Raw genomic sequence first — 18,019 nt, forward strand, 5'->3', positions numbered from 1 at the left:
GATGGTAGTGTGGGGTTTCCCCATGTGAGAGTAGGTCATCGTCAAGATTAAATTCCAGAACCCCTGTTTGCTAACGCAAACAGGGGTTTTGTTTATGTAGAAGCTCATGAATTTCACCGGTACGTTGCCAATGCAACGGCCTGGTCCACAGAATTTCTTGACGACCATAGAGCATTGGAACCACCTGATCCCATCCCGAACTCAGCAGTGAAACGATGCATCGCCGATGGTAGTGTGGGGTTTCCCCATGTGAGAGTAGGTCATCGTCAAGATTGAATTCCGAAACCCCTGTCTGCTAACGCAGACAGGGGTTTTGTCGTTTAAGGCCGTCAAAGGCTGATAATCGACTGCGTCTCTACCGCCTGTCGGCGCCTTGCTCTAAAAAAGGAAGATTCACACAAAACTCTAAGATTTATCATTTTCTGGCCGAAAGCCTGACGAGCCATGTGTGCACCGAGATAGAGCGGTCGCAGAGTCCGCCTATTGCGTTACATGGAATGTTCCACTCGGCACGCTCACCCCCTTTTGGCAAAAGAAGTCGATGAAATGAATCTCAAGTTCAGTCATAAAATTCTGTTGGCGGCGTCAGGCGTCGTGGTTCTGGCCTTCGCGCTGTTCACGCTCTATAACGATTACCTGCAGCGCAACACGATCAGGCAAAACCTGGCGTCCTCCATCCAGCAGTCCGGCGAGCTTACCGCCAGCAGCGTGCAGAACTGGCTCAGCGGCCGCATTCTGGTTCTGGAGAACCTGGCACAAAACGTTGCTCATCAAGGGAGTGGCGCCGATCTGCCGGGTTTGGTCGATCAACCGGCATTCACCTCCAACTTCCAGTTTACCTACGTGGGTCAAACCAACGGTGTGTTCACCCAGCGTCCCGATGCGAAGATGCCCGAGGGCTATGACCCGCGTCAGCGCCCTTGGTACAAGCAAGCCGTAGCGGCAGACAAACCCATGCTTACCCCGCCTTACATGGCAGCTGTGGGCGGCCAGATCGTAACGATCGCCATGCCGGTGAAGAAGAACGGAGAGTTGTTGGGCGTTGTGGGTGGAGACTTGAGCCTGCAAACCTTGGTGAAGATCATCAACTCGGTGGATTTCGGCGGTATTGGTCATGCGTTCCTGGTCAGTGGTGATGGCCAAGTCATCGTCAGTCCTGACCAGGACCAGGTGATGAAAAACCTCAAGGACATCTACCCAGGCACCCAGCTGCGCATCGAGAAGGTTAACCAAGAGGTTGTCCTCAATGGACAGGACCGCATTCTCTCGTTTACGCCAATCAGCGGTTTGCCAGGGGCTGACTGGTACATCGGTCTGTCTATCGACAAAGACAAAGCCTATGCCGCACTGGGTAAATTTCGCACCTCAGCATTGATAGCAATGCTTATCGCCGTGGTGGCGATTGCCGTGCTGCTGAGTCTGTTGATCCAGGTATTGTTGCGCCCGCTGACCACCATGGGCGTCGCGATGAAGGATATTGCCCAGGGCGAAGGTGACCTGACCCGGCGCCTCGACGTTACGAGCAAAGACGAGTTCGGCGAAGTCGGCAGCGCATTCAATCAGTTTGTAGAGCGTATCCACGCCTCGATTTCCGAAGTGTCCTCGGCGACACGCCAGGTGCATGACCTGTCCCAGCGCGTGATGGCATCGTCCAACGCGTCGATCATCGGCTCCGACGAGCAGAGTGCACGTACCAACAGCGTGGCTGCAGCGATCAACGAACTGGGCGCCGCCACCCAGGAAATCGCACGTAACGCCGCCGATGCTTCACAGCATGCCAGCGGCGCCAGTGAGCAAGCTGACGATGGACGCAAGGTCGTCGAGCAAACCATCCAGGCGATGTCGGAACTGTCGCAGAAAATCAGCCTGTCCTGCACTCAGATCGAGACCCTTAACGCCAGTACCGACAACATTGGTCACATCCTCGATGTGATCAAGGGCATCTCCCAGCAGACCAACTTGCTCGCGCTGAACGCGGCCATCGAAGCCGCCCGTGCCGGCGAAGCCGGGCGTGGTTTTGCCGTGGTGGCTGACGAGGTGCGTAACCTGGCTCACCGTACCCAGGAGTCGGCTGAAGAGATTCACAAGATGATCACTTCCCTGCAAGTGGGTTCGCGTGAAGCCGTGACCACCATGAACGCCAGCCAGGTTTCCAGCGAAGAAAGCGTTGAAGTGGCTAACCAGGCGGGTGAGCGTCTGGTCAGCGTGACACAGCGGATCGTTGAGATCGACGGCATGAACCAATCGGTCGCCGCAGCGACCGAGGAGCAAACGGCGGTGGTTGAAACCCTCAACGTCGACATCAACCAGATCAACCTGCTGAACCAACAAGGCGTGGTCAATCTCAATGAGACGCTCAAGGACTGCGATGCGCTGTCCCAGCAGGCCAGTCGATTGAAGCAATTGGTCGATAGCTTCAAAATCTGATCCTGCCGGCAGTCGGAGCGAGGCCTCCCGTTCCGACTGCCCTGGTGCCGCTCAGAGAAAGCCGATGGCTTTCAGGTAGTCACAGCCTTTGCGTAACAACACGGGGCTCTTTGGCGGATAGTGTGCGCCCATTTGCTCCAACCCCCATTGGGCGTTGCTGTAATGGATCATCGACGTGTCGCCGATGTCCTCACCCACCCCATCAAGGTAGAAGCCCAGTACGCCGAACAACGCATTGTCATGGCCAACTGTTCGCAACGCCCGTTGCCACTGTTGAAGGCTTGTCCGTTCGAAAATGTGTCCCGCCTGGCTGAACGCATCAAGGTACTGGTCCCAGCTCAGCGGTTGTGGATTGTGCAGGTTGAACACGTTTCGCCCCGCGACAAAACGCCGGCAGTGAAACGCAATGAAGCGTGCCAGGAAGTCCACCGGCATCAAGTCGAAATTCCCTTCCATTCGAGGGACCCTACCCAATTGCAGCGACCCCTTGAGCATCAACATCAAGCGATTTCTATCGGGTTGGCAGACGCCGTTCCGGCTGTTGAAACTGATGTTGCCCGGTCGATGAATATTCACCCAGGCCCCTTGCTCGACTGCTCGCCCCAGCAATCGCTCGGCCACCCATTTCGAGAGGTTGTAGCCGTTTTTGACATAGAGCGGTAACGCGCCGCTGGCGGGCGCTTCAAGCACATACCGATCAGTGTCGAGGGTACTGCAGGCCGACAGCGTCGAAATGAAATTGAAGACCTTCTTACAGTAGGTCTCGCAAAGGCGCAGGCATTCAAACACCGGTTCGACGTTGTCCCTGGCCAGTGCTGTGTAGTCCATCACATGGTTGACCTGCGCGGCATTGTGCACAAGCACGCCATGATGACGGGCGAGGTGCTCGAATGCCTCAAAGGATAGGCCCAGGCGCGGCTGGCGCAGGTCTGCGGCGTACACCTGCACTCGGCGCAGGTCCAATTGTTCCAGGCGATATTCGCGCAGCGCCTGGGTGAATCGGTCCGCCGCCGACTGGCCGGGGAGCGCTCGCACCAGGCACGCGACTTCTTGCGCTCCCCCCGCCAGCAATGCCTGGACGATATGCACGCCGACGAAGCTGTTGGCTCCCGTGACAATCACCTTGCGCGGGTCTCCGGCGCGGGTCTCGGGCAGCACCTCAAGCTTCAGGGCTCGGGATGCATCGCTTTCCATCTGGCTGAAAGATGTATCCGGCAGCGCTTCGCCCTCCAGCTGCAAGGCAAGCGTACGAATCGTCGGCGCTTCAAAAAATTGGCTCAGGGAGAAGCTGCGGCCAAATTGCTCGCGCAAGCGCAGTAGCAAGGTGGACAGCAGGATCGAATGGCCACCCAGGCTGAAAAAGCTGTCGTCGATCGATACTTCACCGGCAGACAACCCCAGCAACTCCCCCCACAACTGCACCAACTGCGCCTGGACTGGCGTGTGGGTGCTGCGACGAGTGATTTCCCCGGTGCGGGTACCTGGCACCTCCCGCAACGCCGTGCGATCGATCTTGCCGTTGCTTGAAGATGGCAGGCTCGGCAGCTCGCTCCAGGCGACCGGCTGCATATGCTCGGGCAGCCACTGTCGGGCATGATCCTTCAGCCTGGCCAGGGTCGCGCCGGGTTCGGGCTGGGCAGCAAAGCCAATGATTCTGCAGGCCTGATCAATCACCACGGCTACTTGGCGAAACAACCGACTGCTGCGCAGGCACTGCTCGATTTCCTGAGGCTCGACTCGAAAGCCGCGGATCTTGACCTGATCATCCCGTCGACCGCCCAACTCGATACCGTCCGGCGTCCATTTCGCCAGATCGCCGCTACGGTAAGCCTGCAGCCATTGTCCATCAGGCAGCGCCAGCTTGACGAACGGCGAGTCAGCGTACGGCAGATCGTTCATGTAACCCTGGCTGACGCCCGGGCCTGCGATGTACAGATCGCCCATCACTTGCTCATCCACCGGTTGCAAGTGGTCGTCGAGGATCAGGACCTGGCTGTTGGCAATGGGCAAACCGATGTTGCGATTGCTGTCACTGAGCCGAAACGTTCGATGGGTTGCCAGTACTGTGGCTTCGGTAGGGCCGTAGAAATTGTGCAACTGGCATTGGCCTGCCAGTCGCTCGATCACGTAGGGTTCGCAAAAATCGCCGCCGGTGAGCAGGTGGGAGAGGCCCAGAGGCTGGTCCAGTGGCAGGATGCTGAGTAACGCCGGTGGTAAAAAAGCGTGGGTGACGCGTTGCAGGCGAATCAACTCGACCAATTGCTGAGGATCCTGACGCTGCTCTGCGCTGGGAACAATCAGCTCTGCGCCCGCCATCAGGGCGGGGAAAATATCGATCAGCGAGGAGTCAAAACTCAGCGGTGAAAATTGCAGGACGCGACTTTTATCATCCAGCGCCACACAGGTACTGAGCCAGGCGGTGAAATGCGCCAGATTATGTTGGCTGAGCAGCACACCCTTGGGCTGCCCGGTGGTGCCGGAGGTGAACAGTGCCATGCACGGCGCATTGGCATGGGGACGATGACGCATCAGCGGTTGAGCAGGGTCGATGTCACGCGGGGCGAGCCTACTCACGTCAAGTGACACGAAATGATCTCGCAGCGGGTGCAGGCCATTTTCCAGCAGCACGCAGGCATTTGCGCTTATCAACATGCGGTGCTGGCGTTTTACCGGATGATCCGGGGCCAGTGGCACATACACCGCGCCGCAACCCAGCACGGCCAGAATGCTCGCGTAGAGTTCGGTAGATTTTTCCAGGCACACACCCACCACCGATGGGGTCTCGTTGCTCTCCAGCAGGGGCAGCAGGCGTTGTTGAATCGCCATGGCTTTTTCCTGCAGTTGGCGATACGTCACCACGCGACCCGCGATATTCAGCGCCGTGCGATTGGCGAAGGCGCCAAGGCTGGCCTGCAGGCGTTCGATCATGGGCACCTGTGCCGCGCGAAGCAGCGCGGTATCTGCCGTACGATTGAATCGATGCATGAACGCCAGCGCCTCCAGCCCTTGCAAACCCTGTTCAAGCGCTGCGTCGGAGTGGGTCATTGGGCAGAAAAAGCCTGGATCCCTTGAGAATCCGCTGACCAATGACGCGGCCCATTCCACCAAGGCGTTCGCCGCCCGACGCCGCAGCTGCTGGCCGTTGCCGCTGGGCTCCTGGGCAACATCGTGTACGGCCACCAGGCGCCGCTCGCGGTCGTAGCAGCGAAACTGCAGCTTGGGCAGCCCATGTTCGGACGGGGGGCCGATAACCAGGCGCAGGCTCATCCAGGCCGCGTCTGTGGACAGGGCTGACGGTGGCTGACTACCGTCCTCGATCACAAGGTCGACCGACTCGCCCCCAACGGCATGCCCGTATTGTTCCAGTACGTGCCTGAGGGCTTCCAGCGCGTCACCGGCCACGCCCCATTCAATCGTCAGGCGCCTCATGCCAGCCTCCCCGGCGCGGGCAAGTAGTCGTCCAGAGCGCGTGCCACGCTGCAGGTGTGCAGCAGGCCGCTGTGATGCAGGAAGCTCATGATGTTGCCAACCAGCGGGTGCTGGCGGGTGATGGGAAAGTCCAGCGCCACGATTTCATCCTGCAGCGCCGAACGAACATCGACACTGATGTCCAGGTGTTGGATCAACTGCAGGTCGAAGCCTTTCTGCAGGTCGTTGGTCAGGTAATGGCTCAGGAACGTCGGTAGCACAGCCGCAATACTGTCCCGATCCTGCGCGCTTGCCGACTGCCAATAGATGCGTACCAACTGTGTCCAGAACTGTGCGTGGCGCCCCTCGTCAAACAGGTGGTCGGCCATCAGCCCGCGCACGGACGCCTTGACACTGTCGTCCTTGGAAAAGGCCGCCACGTCATGGGTGACGGTGTTTTCGGCGATGGCCACGACGATCAACTCCACCGCATCGCGCAAGTGCTCCGGTGCCTGCGCCTGCGCTGCCGGCAGGGCACGGCTGAGTTCGATCTGCCCGGGCAGGTCGAGCGGCTGGATACCGGTCAGCTCGATGGCTTGCTGCAGGAAGTCCAGTGCTACCAATGCGTGGTAATCCTCATCCACCACGACGGTCATCGCGTCGTAGCGGCAGGCGAGGGGCAGCGGCAGCGAGAAGCGATTCTTGGCAATACTTCGGGCAGTCTTATCGACAATCTCGGTTTCGAAAATCACGATGTCATGGATGAATCGATAAAAGCTTTGCGCCAGCACGAAGTCACGCCATTGCGGGCAGTGGTCGAGGAAGGTTGCAGTCAGCACCAGGGGTTGGCGGCACAGGGGATAGATCAGCCTGTCGTCGTCTTCCATGATGCGGCGCGGACGCGTACGGATAGTTGCCCGACGTTCCCAGTCTTCGGCGAAGGAGCGGTAGTCGATGGGGCTCATGGGTGTACCTCTGGCATCGAGGCCCGTACGTCATCCCAGAACGCAATGCGACTTTCCAGGGCATCAAGGGCGGCACTGTGGGCTTGTTGCCGGCGAGTCGGATCTGCGTCGATCAAATGCTGGAGCACCTGTTCTGCCGCCGGCCCATGCTCCTGGCTGTCCAGTTCGATATGGCGGTTGAGGTAGTAACACAAGGTGGGGGCCTGACGAGCAATGAAGGGGCTGCTGCTCAGGAGGCGCTCGAACATTGAAGCTATAACGCCTTCACGTCCGTGCAGGAAGGCCGCCGCTACGCAGTGCGTGGGCGCGCTGAGTGCGAGTTGCCAGGTGCTGTCGACGAAGCGCGGCACTCCAGAGGGCGCTCCGACCCTTTGCAGCGCCGCGCTGACCTCAACACCCTGGTGTTGAAGATCAATGAAATGTGCGATGGCGCGGGTGTCGGCGCCCACCTCCACCATGGCATCCAGGTACAGCTCAAAGTGGCTGCAATGGCCCCGCGTCGGGTGCTCATCCGACTCCTCACCCAGCACGATTTCATTGATCAGGCGTGCGGCCTGTGGATTGACGGGCGGAAGCCAGGGGATCTGGGTACAAGTAAGATCTTGTTGCAGGCGTTTGGTCAGGGTCATGAAGTCCCAAACCGCAAACACATGGCTCTCCATAAAGTGTTGCAGTTTGCCAAGTGAAGTTATTTCTGGAAATAACGGGTGGTTGCACAGTTGCAGTTTTTTTTGTTCAAGAAAATGATGGTGCATGGTTGACGCCTATAAAATTGTTGCGACTGCTCTAGTTGCAGTGATGGAGTTTTGTAGTTGTTAGATAAAAGATTAACGTTGAAGTGTGCCCACGCCACTAGTGCGGGCTCACTATGCGGCCTGCTGATTGATAGGTTTATTGGGTTGGCGAGCGATAGTAAGCTGATTAAACGTCTGGATGAACTTGTTAATGTATTAGATGTTTTTTCGAAAAAAGCTTCCGAGAGAAATAGTTATTTTAAGTGTGAGAGATTTCTTTATTTAACGCCGATAGTTAAGGCTTGCGAGGTGTTTACGGCGTTACCGGCGCGGGACGCTTCCGGACAGGGAAAGGTGCCGCGCGGTGTAGAGGCTGGAAGAGCGCTGCGCACGCCTTATAACGTGCCTTCTTGATCCGCAGTGTCGAGGCCATTGAGGTATGTATTGATGACCTCCATGCCTCGCATCAAGTGATTACGCAATGTCAGGATGCTTTCGTCGATTTTTTTCTGCACCACCAGGCTGAGCAGTTCGCGGTGGTCCTCTTGTGACGTCTCGCCCAGCCCCATTGCCTCAAGGTTGAAGCGCAGAAACCGCTCTTCCTCATTCAGCCCATGTTCCACCAGTTTGAGCAGGCGATGGTTTGGCGCCTTGCCGTACAAGACCATGTGAAACAGGCGATTGAGGCGGCCGATCTCGCTGTAGTCTTTCTCACGCTCCAGCGCATTGATACAGGCCTCTGCCTCCGCGATATCAGCCTCGGTGAGCAATGGGATCGACAAGCGCAAAGCCTCGGACTCCAACAGCATGCGCAGGGCATAGGTCTCTGCCGAATTGTCCTCAATCAACGGGGCGACCACTGCCCCCTTGTGCGTCACCACATGCAGCAGGGATTGGGCTTCCAACTGGCGTAATGCTTCGCGCACCGGCATGCGGCTGACGCCGAACAGGCTGGCGAGCTCTTGCTGGCGCATAGCGGTGCCACAGGGCAACCGTCCATCGAGAATGGCGTTGCGCAACGTTTCTTCAATAACGGCGCGGGCAAGATGAGCGGGAATAGGCCCGCTGACCTTGATGCTGCTTAAAGGGTTCGGCTTCGGCGTCACGGTTACGCTGGCCTCCTTTGTTGAATAATAGAGTGTGTTTATTGGATCCAATGAACATTAGGGATGGCCCGAGCACTTGTCAAACCACCAGAGTTTCCGTTTGTAAGGGCTTACAGCGGGTATTTTGTGCGTCTCACATAAGGGGGTTACAAAGTCGCTCTACCGAGCGATGATCTCACTATGCCATTGTTTTTTCCGGGACGAAGCTTCACCATCTGCTGAAATTCCGTCTCTCTTCATGGACTGAACGCCTTGGCGGTAAGTTTTATTCCCTATCGAGTTCTTTGCTGGCTTTTATCAGCGATCTTATTGGCCGGCCTGATGCTTGGCGGGCTGCATGCCGATTGGGATTTCTCGCAGATCAGCCGCAAGGCCAGCGCCCTGTACGGGCCATTGGGCGAAGGCCAGCCGCGTATTGACGCCTGGCAGCGGCTGTTGGCCAGTCAAAAGCAGGTCAGCGAACAAGAACAGCTCAAGGTCGTTAACTTGTTTTTCAACAAACAAATGACCTACGTCGAAGACATCGATCTCTGGCACGCGGTCGATTATTGGGAGACACCCATCGAAGCCCTCTGGAAGGGCGCCGGTGACTGTGAAGACTACGCAATCGCCAAGTATTTCAGTTTGCGTCACCTGGGTGTGTCCAGCGACAAATTGCGCATTACCTACGTCAAGGCCTTGCGTCAGAATCGCGCGCACATGGTCTTGACCTACTATTCCACCCCCGACGCGATCCCGCTGGTGCTCGACAGCCTGATGGACGACATCCTGCCGGCTACCCGCCGTACCGATTTGATCCCGGTGTATTCATTCAACGCCGAGGGCCTGTACCTGCCCGGCGCCAAGGGCAACAAGAAGGTCGGCGATACCAAACGCCTGTCGCGCTGGCAGGATGTGTTGAGAAAAATGCGTGCGGAAGGCTTCCCAGCCGAGCCTGCCAACTAGGAGTAACTGATCGGATGTCTCTGTTCAAACAACTATTGATCGCAATCTGTCTGTTCCTGGTGGTCGCCTTCAGCGGCAGCTTCATGGTCAGCCTGGAAAGTTCGCGCACGCAATACGTCAACCAGTTGCGCTCCCATGCGCAGGATGCCGCGACGGCGCTGGCGCTGTCGCTCACCCCCAACATCGATGACCCGGCCATGGTGGAGCTGCTGGTCAGCTCGATCTTCGACAGCGGTTACTACGCCAGTATCCGCGTAGTGGACCTGGCCACGGACAAAACCATCGTTGAGCGCAGCGGCATTCCCGACAACAACGGCGTGCCCGCCTGGTTCGTTAAATTGATCGGCCTGGAGCCGGCCGGTGGCGATGCGCTGGTGAGCCGCGGTTGGGAGCAGGCGGCGCGCGTCGAGGTGGTCAGCCATCCGATGTTCGCCCTGGCCAAGCTCTGGCAGAGTGCCCTGGGCAGCCTCGGCTGGTTGCTGCTGTGCGGTGCGGTCAGCGTGGTGCTTGGCGGGTTGTTGCTGCGCCGCCAATTGAAACCGTTGGACTACATGGTCAAACAGTCCCATGCGATCGCCCGTCGAGAATTCCTCAGCCTGCCCGACCTGCCGCGCACGCCGGAACTGCGCCGAGTGGTGCAGGCGATGAACCAGATGGTGGAAAAGCTCAAGGCACTGTTCCAGGAGCAGGCCGAGCGCAGCGAAAAGCTGCGCACCGAATCCTACCAGGACAACCTCACCGGTCTGGCCAACCGACGTTATTTCGAGATGCAGCTCAACGCCCGCGTCAGCAATCCCGAAGAAACCAACTCCGGCTACCTGCTGGTGTTGCGCGTCAAGGACCTGGCCGGCTTGAACCAGCGCCTGGGGGGCCAGCGTACCGACCAGTTGCTGCGAGCGGTCGGTGAACAGCTGCTGCGCCAGTGCGAGCCGTACCCGGAAACCCACAACCTCGTAACCCGTATCCGTGGCGGCGAGTTCGCCGTGCTGGCGCCCGGGCTGACGCGTGAAGAAGCGCTGCAATTGGCGCAGAACCTGGAAAGTACGTTGCTCAGCCTGCAGGCCACCGGCGCCAGCGACGTCGCGCCCGTGGCCTATATCGGCCTGGCACCTTTCAGCCATGGCGATGCGCCGCAGGCGCTGCTGACCCTCGCCGATCAAGCCCTGGCGCAGGCCGAAGGGCAGGGTGACAGCACTTGGGTGTGCCTCGATCACAGTGCCGCCGCCCGCGTCGGTGACGATCATCATGCCTGGTACACGCTGTTGGACCAGGCGCTGACGCAGCAGCGTTTCGAGCTGTACTTCCAGCCGGTCGTCGCCAGCCAGGACCCGCAGTTGGTCCTGCACTACAAAGTGCTGTCGCGCTTGCAAGACGTAGATGGCCATACCCTGCCCGCCGGGCGTTTCCTGCCATGGCTCGAGCGTTTCGGCTGGTCGGCCCGCCTGGACCGCTTGATGCTCGAACAGGTGCTTAAACAGATGACCGGCCACAGCCATAACCTGGCGCTGAATCTTTCAGCCGCGACCCTGCAGGACCCTGAGGCCCTGCAGCGTATTTATGACCTGCTGCGCCAGCACAGCAACCTGGGCCCGCGTCTCACCCTGGAAATCGGTGAAGAGCAACTGCCGGAGCAGCCTGTGCTGGAACAGATGACCCAGCGCCTGCGCGAACTGGGCTTCTCCCTGAGTCTTCAGCGTTTCGGCGGGCGATTCAGCATGATCGGCAACCTGGCCCGCTTGGGCCTGGCGTACCTGAAAATCGACGGCAGCTACATCCGCGCCATCGACCAGGAAAGCGACAAGCGCCTGTTTATCGAAGCCATCCAGCGCGCGGCCCACAGTATCGACCTGCCGTTGATTGCCGAGCGTGTGGAGACCGAGGGTGAGCTGAAGGTGATTCGCGAGATGGGGATTTTTGGTGTGCAGGGCCAGCTGTTCGGCGAGCCGGCGCCCTGGAAATAACGCAGAACACATGTGGGAGGGGGCTTGCCCTGATTTGATCGTTCCCACGCGGAGCGCGGGAACGATCAAAGGCTTTTTGTAGGAGCGAGCTTGCTCGCGAAAAACTCACAGGCACCGCGTTCATTCAGGAAGCACGCGTTATCGTTGACGTTTTTCGCGAGCAAGCTCGCTCCTACAGACGGTATCAGGGCAAGCCCCACATTCAGGGCTCAGATAAGCCCTTTCTCATCATCATTGATCAACTGGCTCAACCCGCCCAACGCTTCCCGCGCCTGGTTACGGTCCATCAGTTTGGCCTGGGCTGCGGGCGGCAGGTCCGTCACGCTGATAACGCCCTTGCGGGTGAGCACCTGGATCAAGTCGTCCAGCACCCGAATCATCTCCAGGTCACTCTGCTTGAGTTGGGCCAGGCTGGTTTCCACCACTTCGTTGGCGTACCAGGCCTGGATCTCATGGTGATCGGCCGGCAGTGTGTCGGTGGATTCGGCAAAGGCGGCGGCCTCTACGCGACTCAACGCGCCCTGTGCATCACGTTGCACGTAAAACATAAGAACCCCTCGAAGATGAGCCACACACCTTTAGCCCCATAGGCTGGCCGTGTGTTGATAAACGCGAGTATGCGATGCAACCGGCCGCCAGGGCCAGCAACGTATCGCCCGGATAAATCGGCCGCCTCGAGGGCGGCCGACTTATCCAAGCTTAGGCGGTGTGATCGATCTTGATGGTCGGATCTGCACCGCTGATCAGCGAGTTGATGCTGGTATGAGACCAATCGTTGCCTTCCAGCTTGATGGTCACATCCGCATTGGCCACGCCGCCAGCGGTGTTGAGCTTGCCTTCGCTGCTCACTTGCAGGGTCGACACGCCTTCTACCGTGGTGATCTTGAGGTAGTTGTCGATGGTGCTGTCCGTCTCGCCTTTGAGCAGGTCGCGCAGGTCAATCCGATCACCTTCCGATGCCTTGAAGTCCTTGATCACGTCATTGCCGATGTCACCGGCCTTCCACATGAAGGTGTCGGCACCCGAACCGCCGATCAGGATGTCGTTGCCCTGGCCACCGATCAACGTGTCGTTGCCGGTGCCGCCCAAGAGGATGTCATTGCCCTTGCCGCCGTCCAGCACGTCGTTGCCGCCCTGGCCGAACAGAATGTCATCGCCGCCACCGCCGATCAGCGTGTCATTGCCGTCCTTGGCGCCGGATACGTCAAAGTCCGCGTAATGCTCGGTGACGTACTGGTGCACGTTCGAGGTGGTGACCGACGAGACGGCCATACCGGTTTTCTGTGCCACAAAGGCCTGCAGCGCGTTGTAACCCTCACCGGTCACCCCGCTGAAGCTCACCAGGTCGCCAAACAGAATGTCATTGCCGTCGCCACCGCTGACGGTGTCCGCGCCTGGCAGCGTTGCTTCGGTGTGGCCTAGGATGGCGTTGGCCAGGTCCTTCGGATCGATGTTGCTTTGCGGCTTGCCATCGCTGTCATACGGCTTCAAATCATTGAGGCTGACCTCGTTATTGATGCCGATCGCTTCCACTTGCGACAGGCCTTTGAGCAGCAAGAAACCGCTGTTGGCGTTATCGCTGGTTGCCGTGTCAGTGCCGCTGCCGCTGCCGTTGCGGTACGAGACCTCGAATGTACCGTCGCCCTGGGCATGCACGGTGCCCCACACGCCGTTGTCGTACCAGCCGCCGTTGCGGGTTTGCACCCACTGGTGTACCTGGCCGTCACTGTCGATCAATTGCAGGTTGGTGCCATTCACATTGATGCTGAACGTGTTACCCAACACATAATTGTTGGCGTTGACGTAGTCGTCCAGGCGTCCATCGGTAGTACTGCTCTTGTAGAAGTCGACCACCATCGGGTTGGTCTGTTCGCCGCTCTGGTAGTACGTCGGTTGGCCGTCGGTGATGAAGTAGGTGAGGTTGGTGGCACCGGTGTTGCCAGTGGCCAGGCCGCTCTGGAAGAAGTTGGCCGTGGTCTTGAATACGTCCTCGTAGTTCGTGCCGCCACCTGAGGACATTGAGTCCAGCACCGCCTTCAAGAGCGTCAACGCATTTGGATCATTGAGGTTGATCGCAATGGATTTGTTCACCTGAGTGTCGAAATCCGCAAGGAAGATGTTCACGGTCCCGGAGGTGTTGGCACCCAGGCTGTCTTTGAGCGAGTTGAACACCGTGGTCAGCGACGACTTCGCCGCGTTGATCGACGCTGTGCTCATACTGCCGGAGCTGTCCACCATGAAGGCAATGTTGTAGTTCTTGCCCTGCACCACGTTCAGGCCACCGATGTCGGCCACAACAATGTCGTTGCCATCGGTGCCGATGATCGAGTCGCTGCCCGAGGTGCCGGTGACCGAACTGTAGATGGCGGGGTACACGGTGACGGGCAATTGCGCGGTGGTGCTCGCCGACCCGCCGATGCTCTCGGTAGACGTCGAGGTGACGGTGAGGTTGAACTGGCCGCTGTAATAGGTCGGCGGCTTGATGGTCAGGGAGCCCAGGTCCCAGCCGTTGACGTTGACTTCGCCTACGGTCTTGGTCGCGGTAAAGGTGTGTCCCGCTGCGTCGGTAAGCACCGAGCCTGCCGGTATGCCACCGATCTTCACGGCCAGGGTTTCCGAACCGTCGGTATCGGTCAGCGCGCTGGTGATCTTGGACAGTTTGACGCTGCCGTTTTCCAGGCCTTCGTTGAGCTTGTAGCCCACGTAGTAACCGTCACCATTGCTGCCATGCAGGTCGGACACGGTCACGCCGGCGTTGGTCAGGTCGGTGATACCGGTGTACAGCGGCACGGTGCTGGTGCTCAGGTTCTGCACCGTCCCGCCGTTGATCGACAGGTTGACGTCGAAGCTGCCAGGCCCCGCTTGGTTGGCCTGGTAGATCTCAAGGCTGTAATAGCCGCTGACCGTTGGCGTGAACGTGCCGCTGAACTTGCCACTGTTGGTGCCCCACAAGCCGCTGGCCACGTCTTTACCGCCGACGTTGATCAGCAGGCTGTCATCGGCGACGCCGCTGAAGGTGTAGTTCTTGCCGGCTTCCATGTACATCAGGCCGGAGATTTTGGCACCCGAGCCGGGATTGACGTTTTCGGTGGACTCAACGTTGGTTATGACCGCGCTGCTGTTGGGCGTGCCGGCGCCATCAATGGCTTTTTTCAGTACGTCCGGTGCGGCGCCATTACCGTTGGTGCCAAGGCCCGAGATGCTGCTCCAGCTCTGCTTGATCAGGCCGGTCGAGGTGACGTTATTGTCAGCCACACTCAGGGTCGGTGCATCGGCCACCGGGGTGATATCGACTTTCACCGTGGCGCTGCTGCCCAGGTCCTTGCCGTCGGTAGGCTGGAACTTGAACTGTGCGTAATCGGCCTGCTTGTTACCGATGCCGGTGCCGCCATAACCGTCGGCGCCGGACTCGTTGGCGTTGGGCATAAAGCGCAACTGACCGCCATCGACCTGAGCTTTGGTAAAGGTCTGGCCGCTGGTCACGTTGGTCCAGGTGGTGCCGTCGGCCGCCAGGTATTGCAGCTTGCCGGCCACCGGCAGGTCGGTGATCTTCACGCCGAGGCTGGCTTGCGGCGAGTCCACGTCGGTCACGCCGAAGTTGGCCCAGGTCAGCGCGAGCGCAGTGTCTTCGGTACCGGTTACGGCCCCGCCCGTTGCCACTGGCGCATCGTTGACGGCCAGCACGTTGACGGTGGTGGTGGCGACGTTGGAGTAGTTGCCGCCGTCGGTCACCGTCACGGTAATAGTGCGCGGCGTGGTGCTTGGGTCGTGGCTGTTGTTGGTGAACGTGATGTTCTGGATGCGCTGCATGTAGTCAGCCAGCGTCGCGCTGCCCGACAACGTCAGGGTGATGACGCCCGTCTGGTTATTGGTGCTGACGCTGATGCCATTGACGGTGTTGCCCTCGTTCAAGGCATCACCGGCTTGCGCGTTGGTCAGGGTGACCGTTGCGCCGGTCAGCAGCGTGCTGTCCGGGTCGGTGATCCTGATATCGGTGTCGGCAATCGACACACCCTGCCCGGCGGTGCCTTCGGTGAAGGTGGTCTTGTAATCGTTGCCGCTGGCGCCGCTGGAATTGTTGGCGTCCAGGTCGATGACCGGCGGTGCATCGTTGTCGAGGATATCGGTGCTGACGGTACCCTTGTCGATCACCAGGTTCTCGAAATTGCCACCGGTGGTCTTGTCGATGGTGATGACGATTTTTTCCGTCGGCTCGGTGATTTTGTCGTCCAGCGTGCGGATATCAAACGGCACGCTGCTGGCGCCGGCCGGAATCTTCACGGTGTACACGCCATTGAAATCCGAGCCGTCGGTGGCCGTGCCGCTGTACTTGAGCGTGACGGTCAGATCGGTTTGCGCCGGGTTGCTCAAGTTCAGCGTGTAATGCGCGGTGCCGCCTTCAGTCACCGATGCGTCGCCGCTGAGGCTGAGGGTGGTGTTGGTGACCACATCCGTGACTTTGGTGACGACGGTGCTGCCATCAACCATCAAGTGCTCGTATTTGTCGCCGCCGCTGACGACGCCGCTGATTTTGGTCGTGACGTCATTGGCACCGACATACGCATCGTTAGGCGCGGTGGCCGTGGTGAAATTGCTCGACTTGCCGTTGCCGATGGTAATGGTCGAGCCATTATCCAGCTTCACCACCAGGTCGGAACCGAGGTTGGTGACTGCCGCGCCGTTCTTGTCGACCAGCGACGCGGTGTAGACAATCTGCCCGCCTTCGCTGACCGAGCCGGTGGCTTTGAGCACCACCGTCACATCATCGATGGTGTCGTTGATCGTGGTGGTTGCGCCACCCGGTGTGACAGTCACACCCTCGAAATTGCCACCCGTTGTGCCGGTGATCTTGACGGTCTGAGTGCTCTTGTCGATAAACACGTCATCGCTTGGTGCCGCAACCGTCACCGTGCCCACGGTCGCACCCTGCTTGATGGTGATGCTGGAACCGTTGTCCAACTGCACCACCATGTCGCTGCCGGCCTTGTTGCTCAAAGTCGCGGTGTAGGTAATCTGGCCACCTTCGTTGACGGCGCTTGGCGCGCTCAGCGTGACACTGGTCAGATCGGTGCTGCCAGGGGTGTCGGTCACGGTGGTATTGACCGCTGCGGTGCCTGGCACCAGGTTCTCGAAGTGCTCGCCACCGGTCACGGTTTTGATGGCGGTCGTGACGGTTTGATCGCCTTTATAAACGTCGTTCGGTGCCACGACGGTGACCGTGCCGCTGGATTGGTTCACCCCGATGGTGATGGTTTTGCCGTTATCCAGGGTGACGGTCAACGGGTTGGTGATGTTGGTCACCAGCGCGCCGTTTTTATCCACAAGGCTGGCGGTGTAGACGATGTTGCCGCCTTCGCCGACGGTGGTGGTGGCGGTCAGTACAACGTCGACCTTGTCGATGGTGTCGTTGATCGCAGTGGTTGCGCCGTTGCCTGCGACTTCCAGTTTTTCGAAGTTGCCGCCAGAAGCGTCGGTGATTTTGACGATCTGATTGCTCTTGTCGATAAACACGTCATCGCTTGGAGCAGGCACGGTGACGGTGCCGACGGTGTCGCCGGCCTTGATGGTGATCGATGAGCCGTTGTCCAACTTCAGCGTGACGTCGCTGCCCGCTTTGTTAGAGAGCGTAGCGGTGTAAGTGATCTGGCCACCTTCGTTGACGGCGGTTGGCGCGGTCAGGGTAACGGTGGTGGTGTTGTCGGTACCCGGTGTATCGGTAACGGTGGTGTTAACCGGCGTGGTGCCTGGAACCAGATTTTCGAAGTGCTCGCCCCCAGTGACAGTCTTGATAGCAGTGGTGACGGTCTGGTCGCCCTTGTACACGTCATCTGGTGCCACAGCGGTGACCGTGCCGCTGGATTGGTTCACACCGATGGTGATGGTTTTGCCGTTATCCAGTGTGACGGTCAACGGATTGGTGATGTTGGTCACCGGCGCGCCGTTTTTATCCACAAGGCTGGCGGTGTAGACGATGTTGCCGCCTTCGCCAATAGTAGTGGTGGCGGTCAGTACAACGTCGACCTTGTCGATGGTGTCGTTGATCGCGGTGGTTGCGCCGTTGCCAGCAACTTCCAACTTCTCAAAGTTGCCGCCCGTTGCGTCGGTAATCTTGACGGTTTGAGTGCTCTTGTCGATGAACACGTCATCGGTAGGCGCAGGCACAGTCACAGTGCCGACGGTATCGCCCGCCTTGATGATAATCGACGAACCGTTATCCAACTTCAGCGTGACGTCACTGCCCGCTTTATTGGAAAGCGTAGCGGTGTACGTGATCTGACCACCTTCGTTCGCCTGGGCCGGAGCTGTCAGGGTAACGGTGGTGGTGTTGTCGGTGCCCGGAGTATCAGTAACGGTGGTGTTAACCGGCGTGCTGCCTGGCACCAGATTTTCGAAGTGCTCGCCCCCAGTGACAGTCTTGATAGCAGTGGTGACGGTCTGGTCGCCCTTGTACACGTCATCTGGTGCCACAGCGG

9 protein-coding genes and 1 rRNA gene are annotated in these 18,019 nt (G+C 59.0%); 4 read left to right on the plus strand and 6 right to left on the minus strand.

What is annotated here, in order from left to right; all coding sequences use genetic code 11:
- Window positions 1-156: 156 nt before the first annotated feature.
- Together rrf and BFP93_RS17670 are read left to right on the plus strand one after the other, a co-directional pair.
- Window positions 157-272: ribosomal RNA gene (gene rrf / locus BFP93_RS17665) — 5S ribosomal RNA — on the plus strand.
- 274 nt (window positions 273-546) lie between these two features.
- Window positions 547-2,427 carry a methyl-accepting chemotaxis protein gene (locus BFP93_RS17670; protein ID WP_065894036.1) on the plus strand — a complete coding sequence of 627 codons (1,881 nt, stop codon included), beginning with the start codon at window positions 547-549 and terminating at the stop codon, window positions 2,425-2,427.
- Between the two features lie 51 nt (window positions 2,428-2,478).
- Here the strand turns inward: BFP93_RS17670 and BFP93_RS17675 are convergent, their stop codons facing one another.
- The 4 genes from BFP93_RS17675 to BFP93_RS17690 form a co-directional block, all read right to left on the minus strand.
- The gene (locus BFP93_RS17675; RefSeq protein ID WP_065894037.1) at window positions 2,479-5,856 is read right to left on the minus strand and encodes an amino acid adenylation domain-containing protein; all 3,378 of its coding nucleotides are present in this window, start codon (window positions 5,854-5,856) and stop codon (window positions 2,479-2,481) included.
- Window positions 5,853-6,800: a diiron oxygenase gene (locus BFP93_RS17680; protein ID WP_065894038.1), complete on the minus strand. Its 948-nt coding sequence runs from the start codon at window positions 6,798-6,800 to the stop codon at window positions 5,853-5,855. The genes BFP93_RS17675 and BFP93_RS17680 overlap by 4 nt, the downstream gene beginning before the upstream one ends.
- On the minus strand, window positions 6,797-7,555 hold the full coding sequence (locus BFP93_RS17685; RefSeq protein ID WP_065894039.1) for a DUF3050 domain-containing protein: 759 nt from the start codon (window positions 7,553-7,555) through the stop codon (window positions 6,797-6,799). The genes BFP93_RS17680 and BFP93_RS17685 overlap by 4 nt, the downstream gene beginning before the upstream one ends.
- 374 nt (window positions 7,556-7,929) lie before the next feature.
- On the minus strand, window positions 7,930-8,640 hold the full coding sequence (locus BFP93_RS17690; protein WP_065894040.1) for a GntR family transcriptional regulator: 711 nt from the start codon (window positions 8,638-8,640) through the stop codon (window positions 7,930-7,932).
- A 252-nt stretch (window positions 8,641-8,892) separates the two neighbouring features.
- Between BFP93_RS17690 and lapG the strand changes: the two genes are divergently transcribed.
- A complete protein-coding gene (gene lapG, locus BFP93_RS17695) occupies window positions 8,893-9,585 on the plus strand; it encodes a cysteine protease LapG (protein WP_065894041.1) in 693 nt (230 codons plus the stop codon).
- A 14-nt stretch (window positions 9,586-9,599) separates the two neighbouring features.
- Complete coding sequence (gene lapD / locus BFP93_RS17700; RefSeq protein ID WP_065894042.1) at window positions 9,600-11,546, plus strand: cyclic di-GMP receptor LapD; 1,947 nt, start codon at window positions 9,600-9,602, stop codon at window positions 11,544-11,546.
- 209 nt (window positions 11,547-11,755) lie between these two features.
- On the opposite strand, the gene BFP93_RS17705 is transcribed toward lapD, so the two are convergent.
- Together BFP93_RS17705 and BFP93_RS17710 are read right to left on the minus strand one after the other, a co-directional pair.
- Window positions 11,756-12,094, minus strand: a complete 339-nt coding sequence (locus BFP93_RS17705; RefSeq protein WP_065884439.1) for a tryptophan synthase subunit beta — start codon at window positions 12,092-12,094, stop codon at window positions 11,756-11,758.
- A gap of 151 nt (window positions 12,095-12,245) precedes the next feature.
- Window positions 12,246-18,019, minus strand: a 5,774-nt coding sequence (locus tag BFP93_RS17710) for an immunoglobulin-like domain-containing protein (protein ID WP_176717572.1), incomplete at its 5' end; no start/stop codon positions are given.

Origin of the sequence: Pseudomonas sp. 44 R 15 (genome assembly GCF_900004965.1) — a bacterium.
GTDB lineage: Bacteria > Pseudomonadota > Gammaproteobacteria > Pseudomonadales > Pseudomonadaceae > Aquipseudomonas > Aquipseudomonas orientalis_A.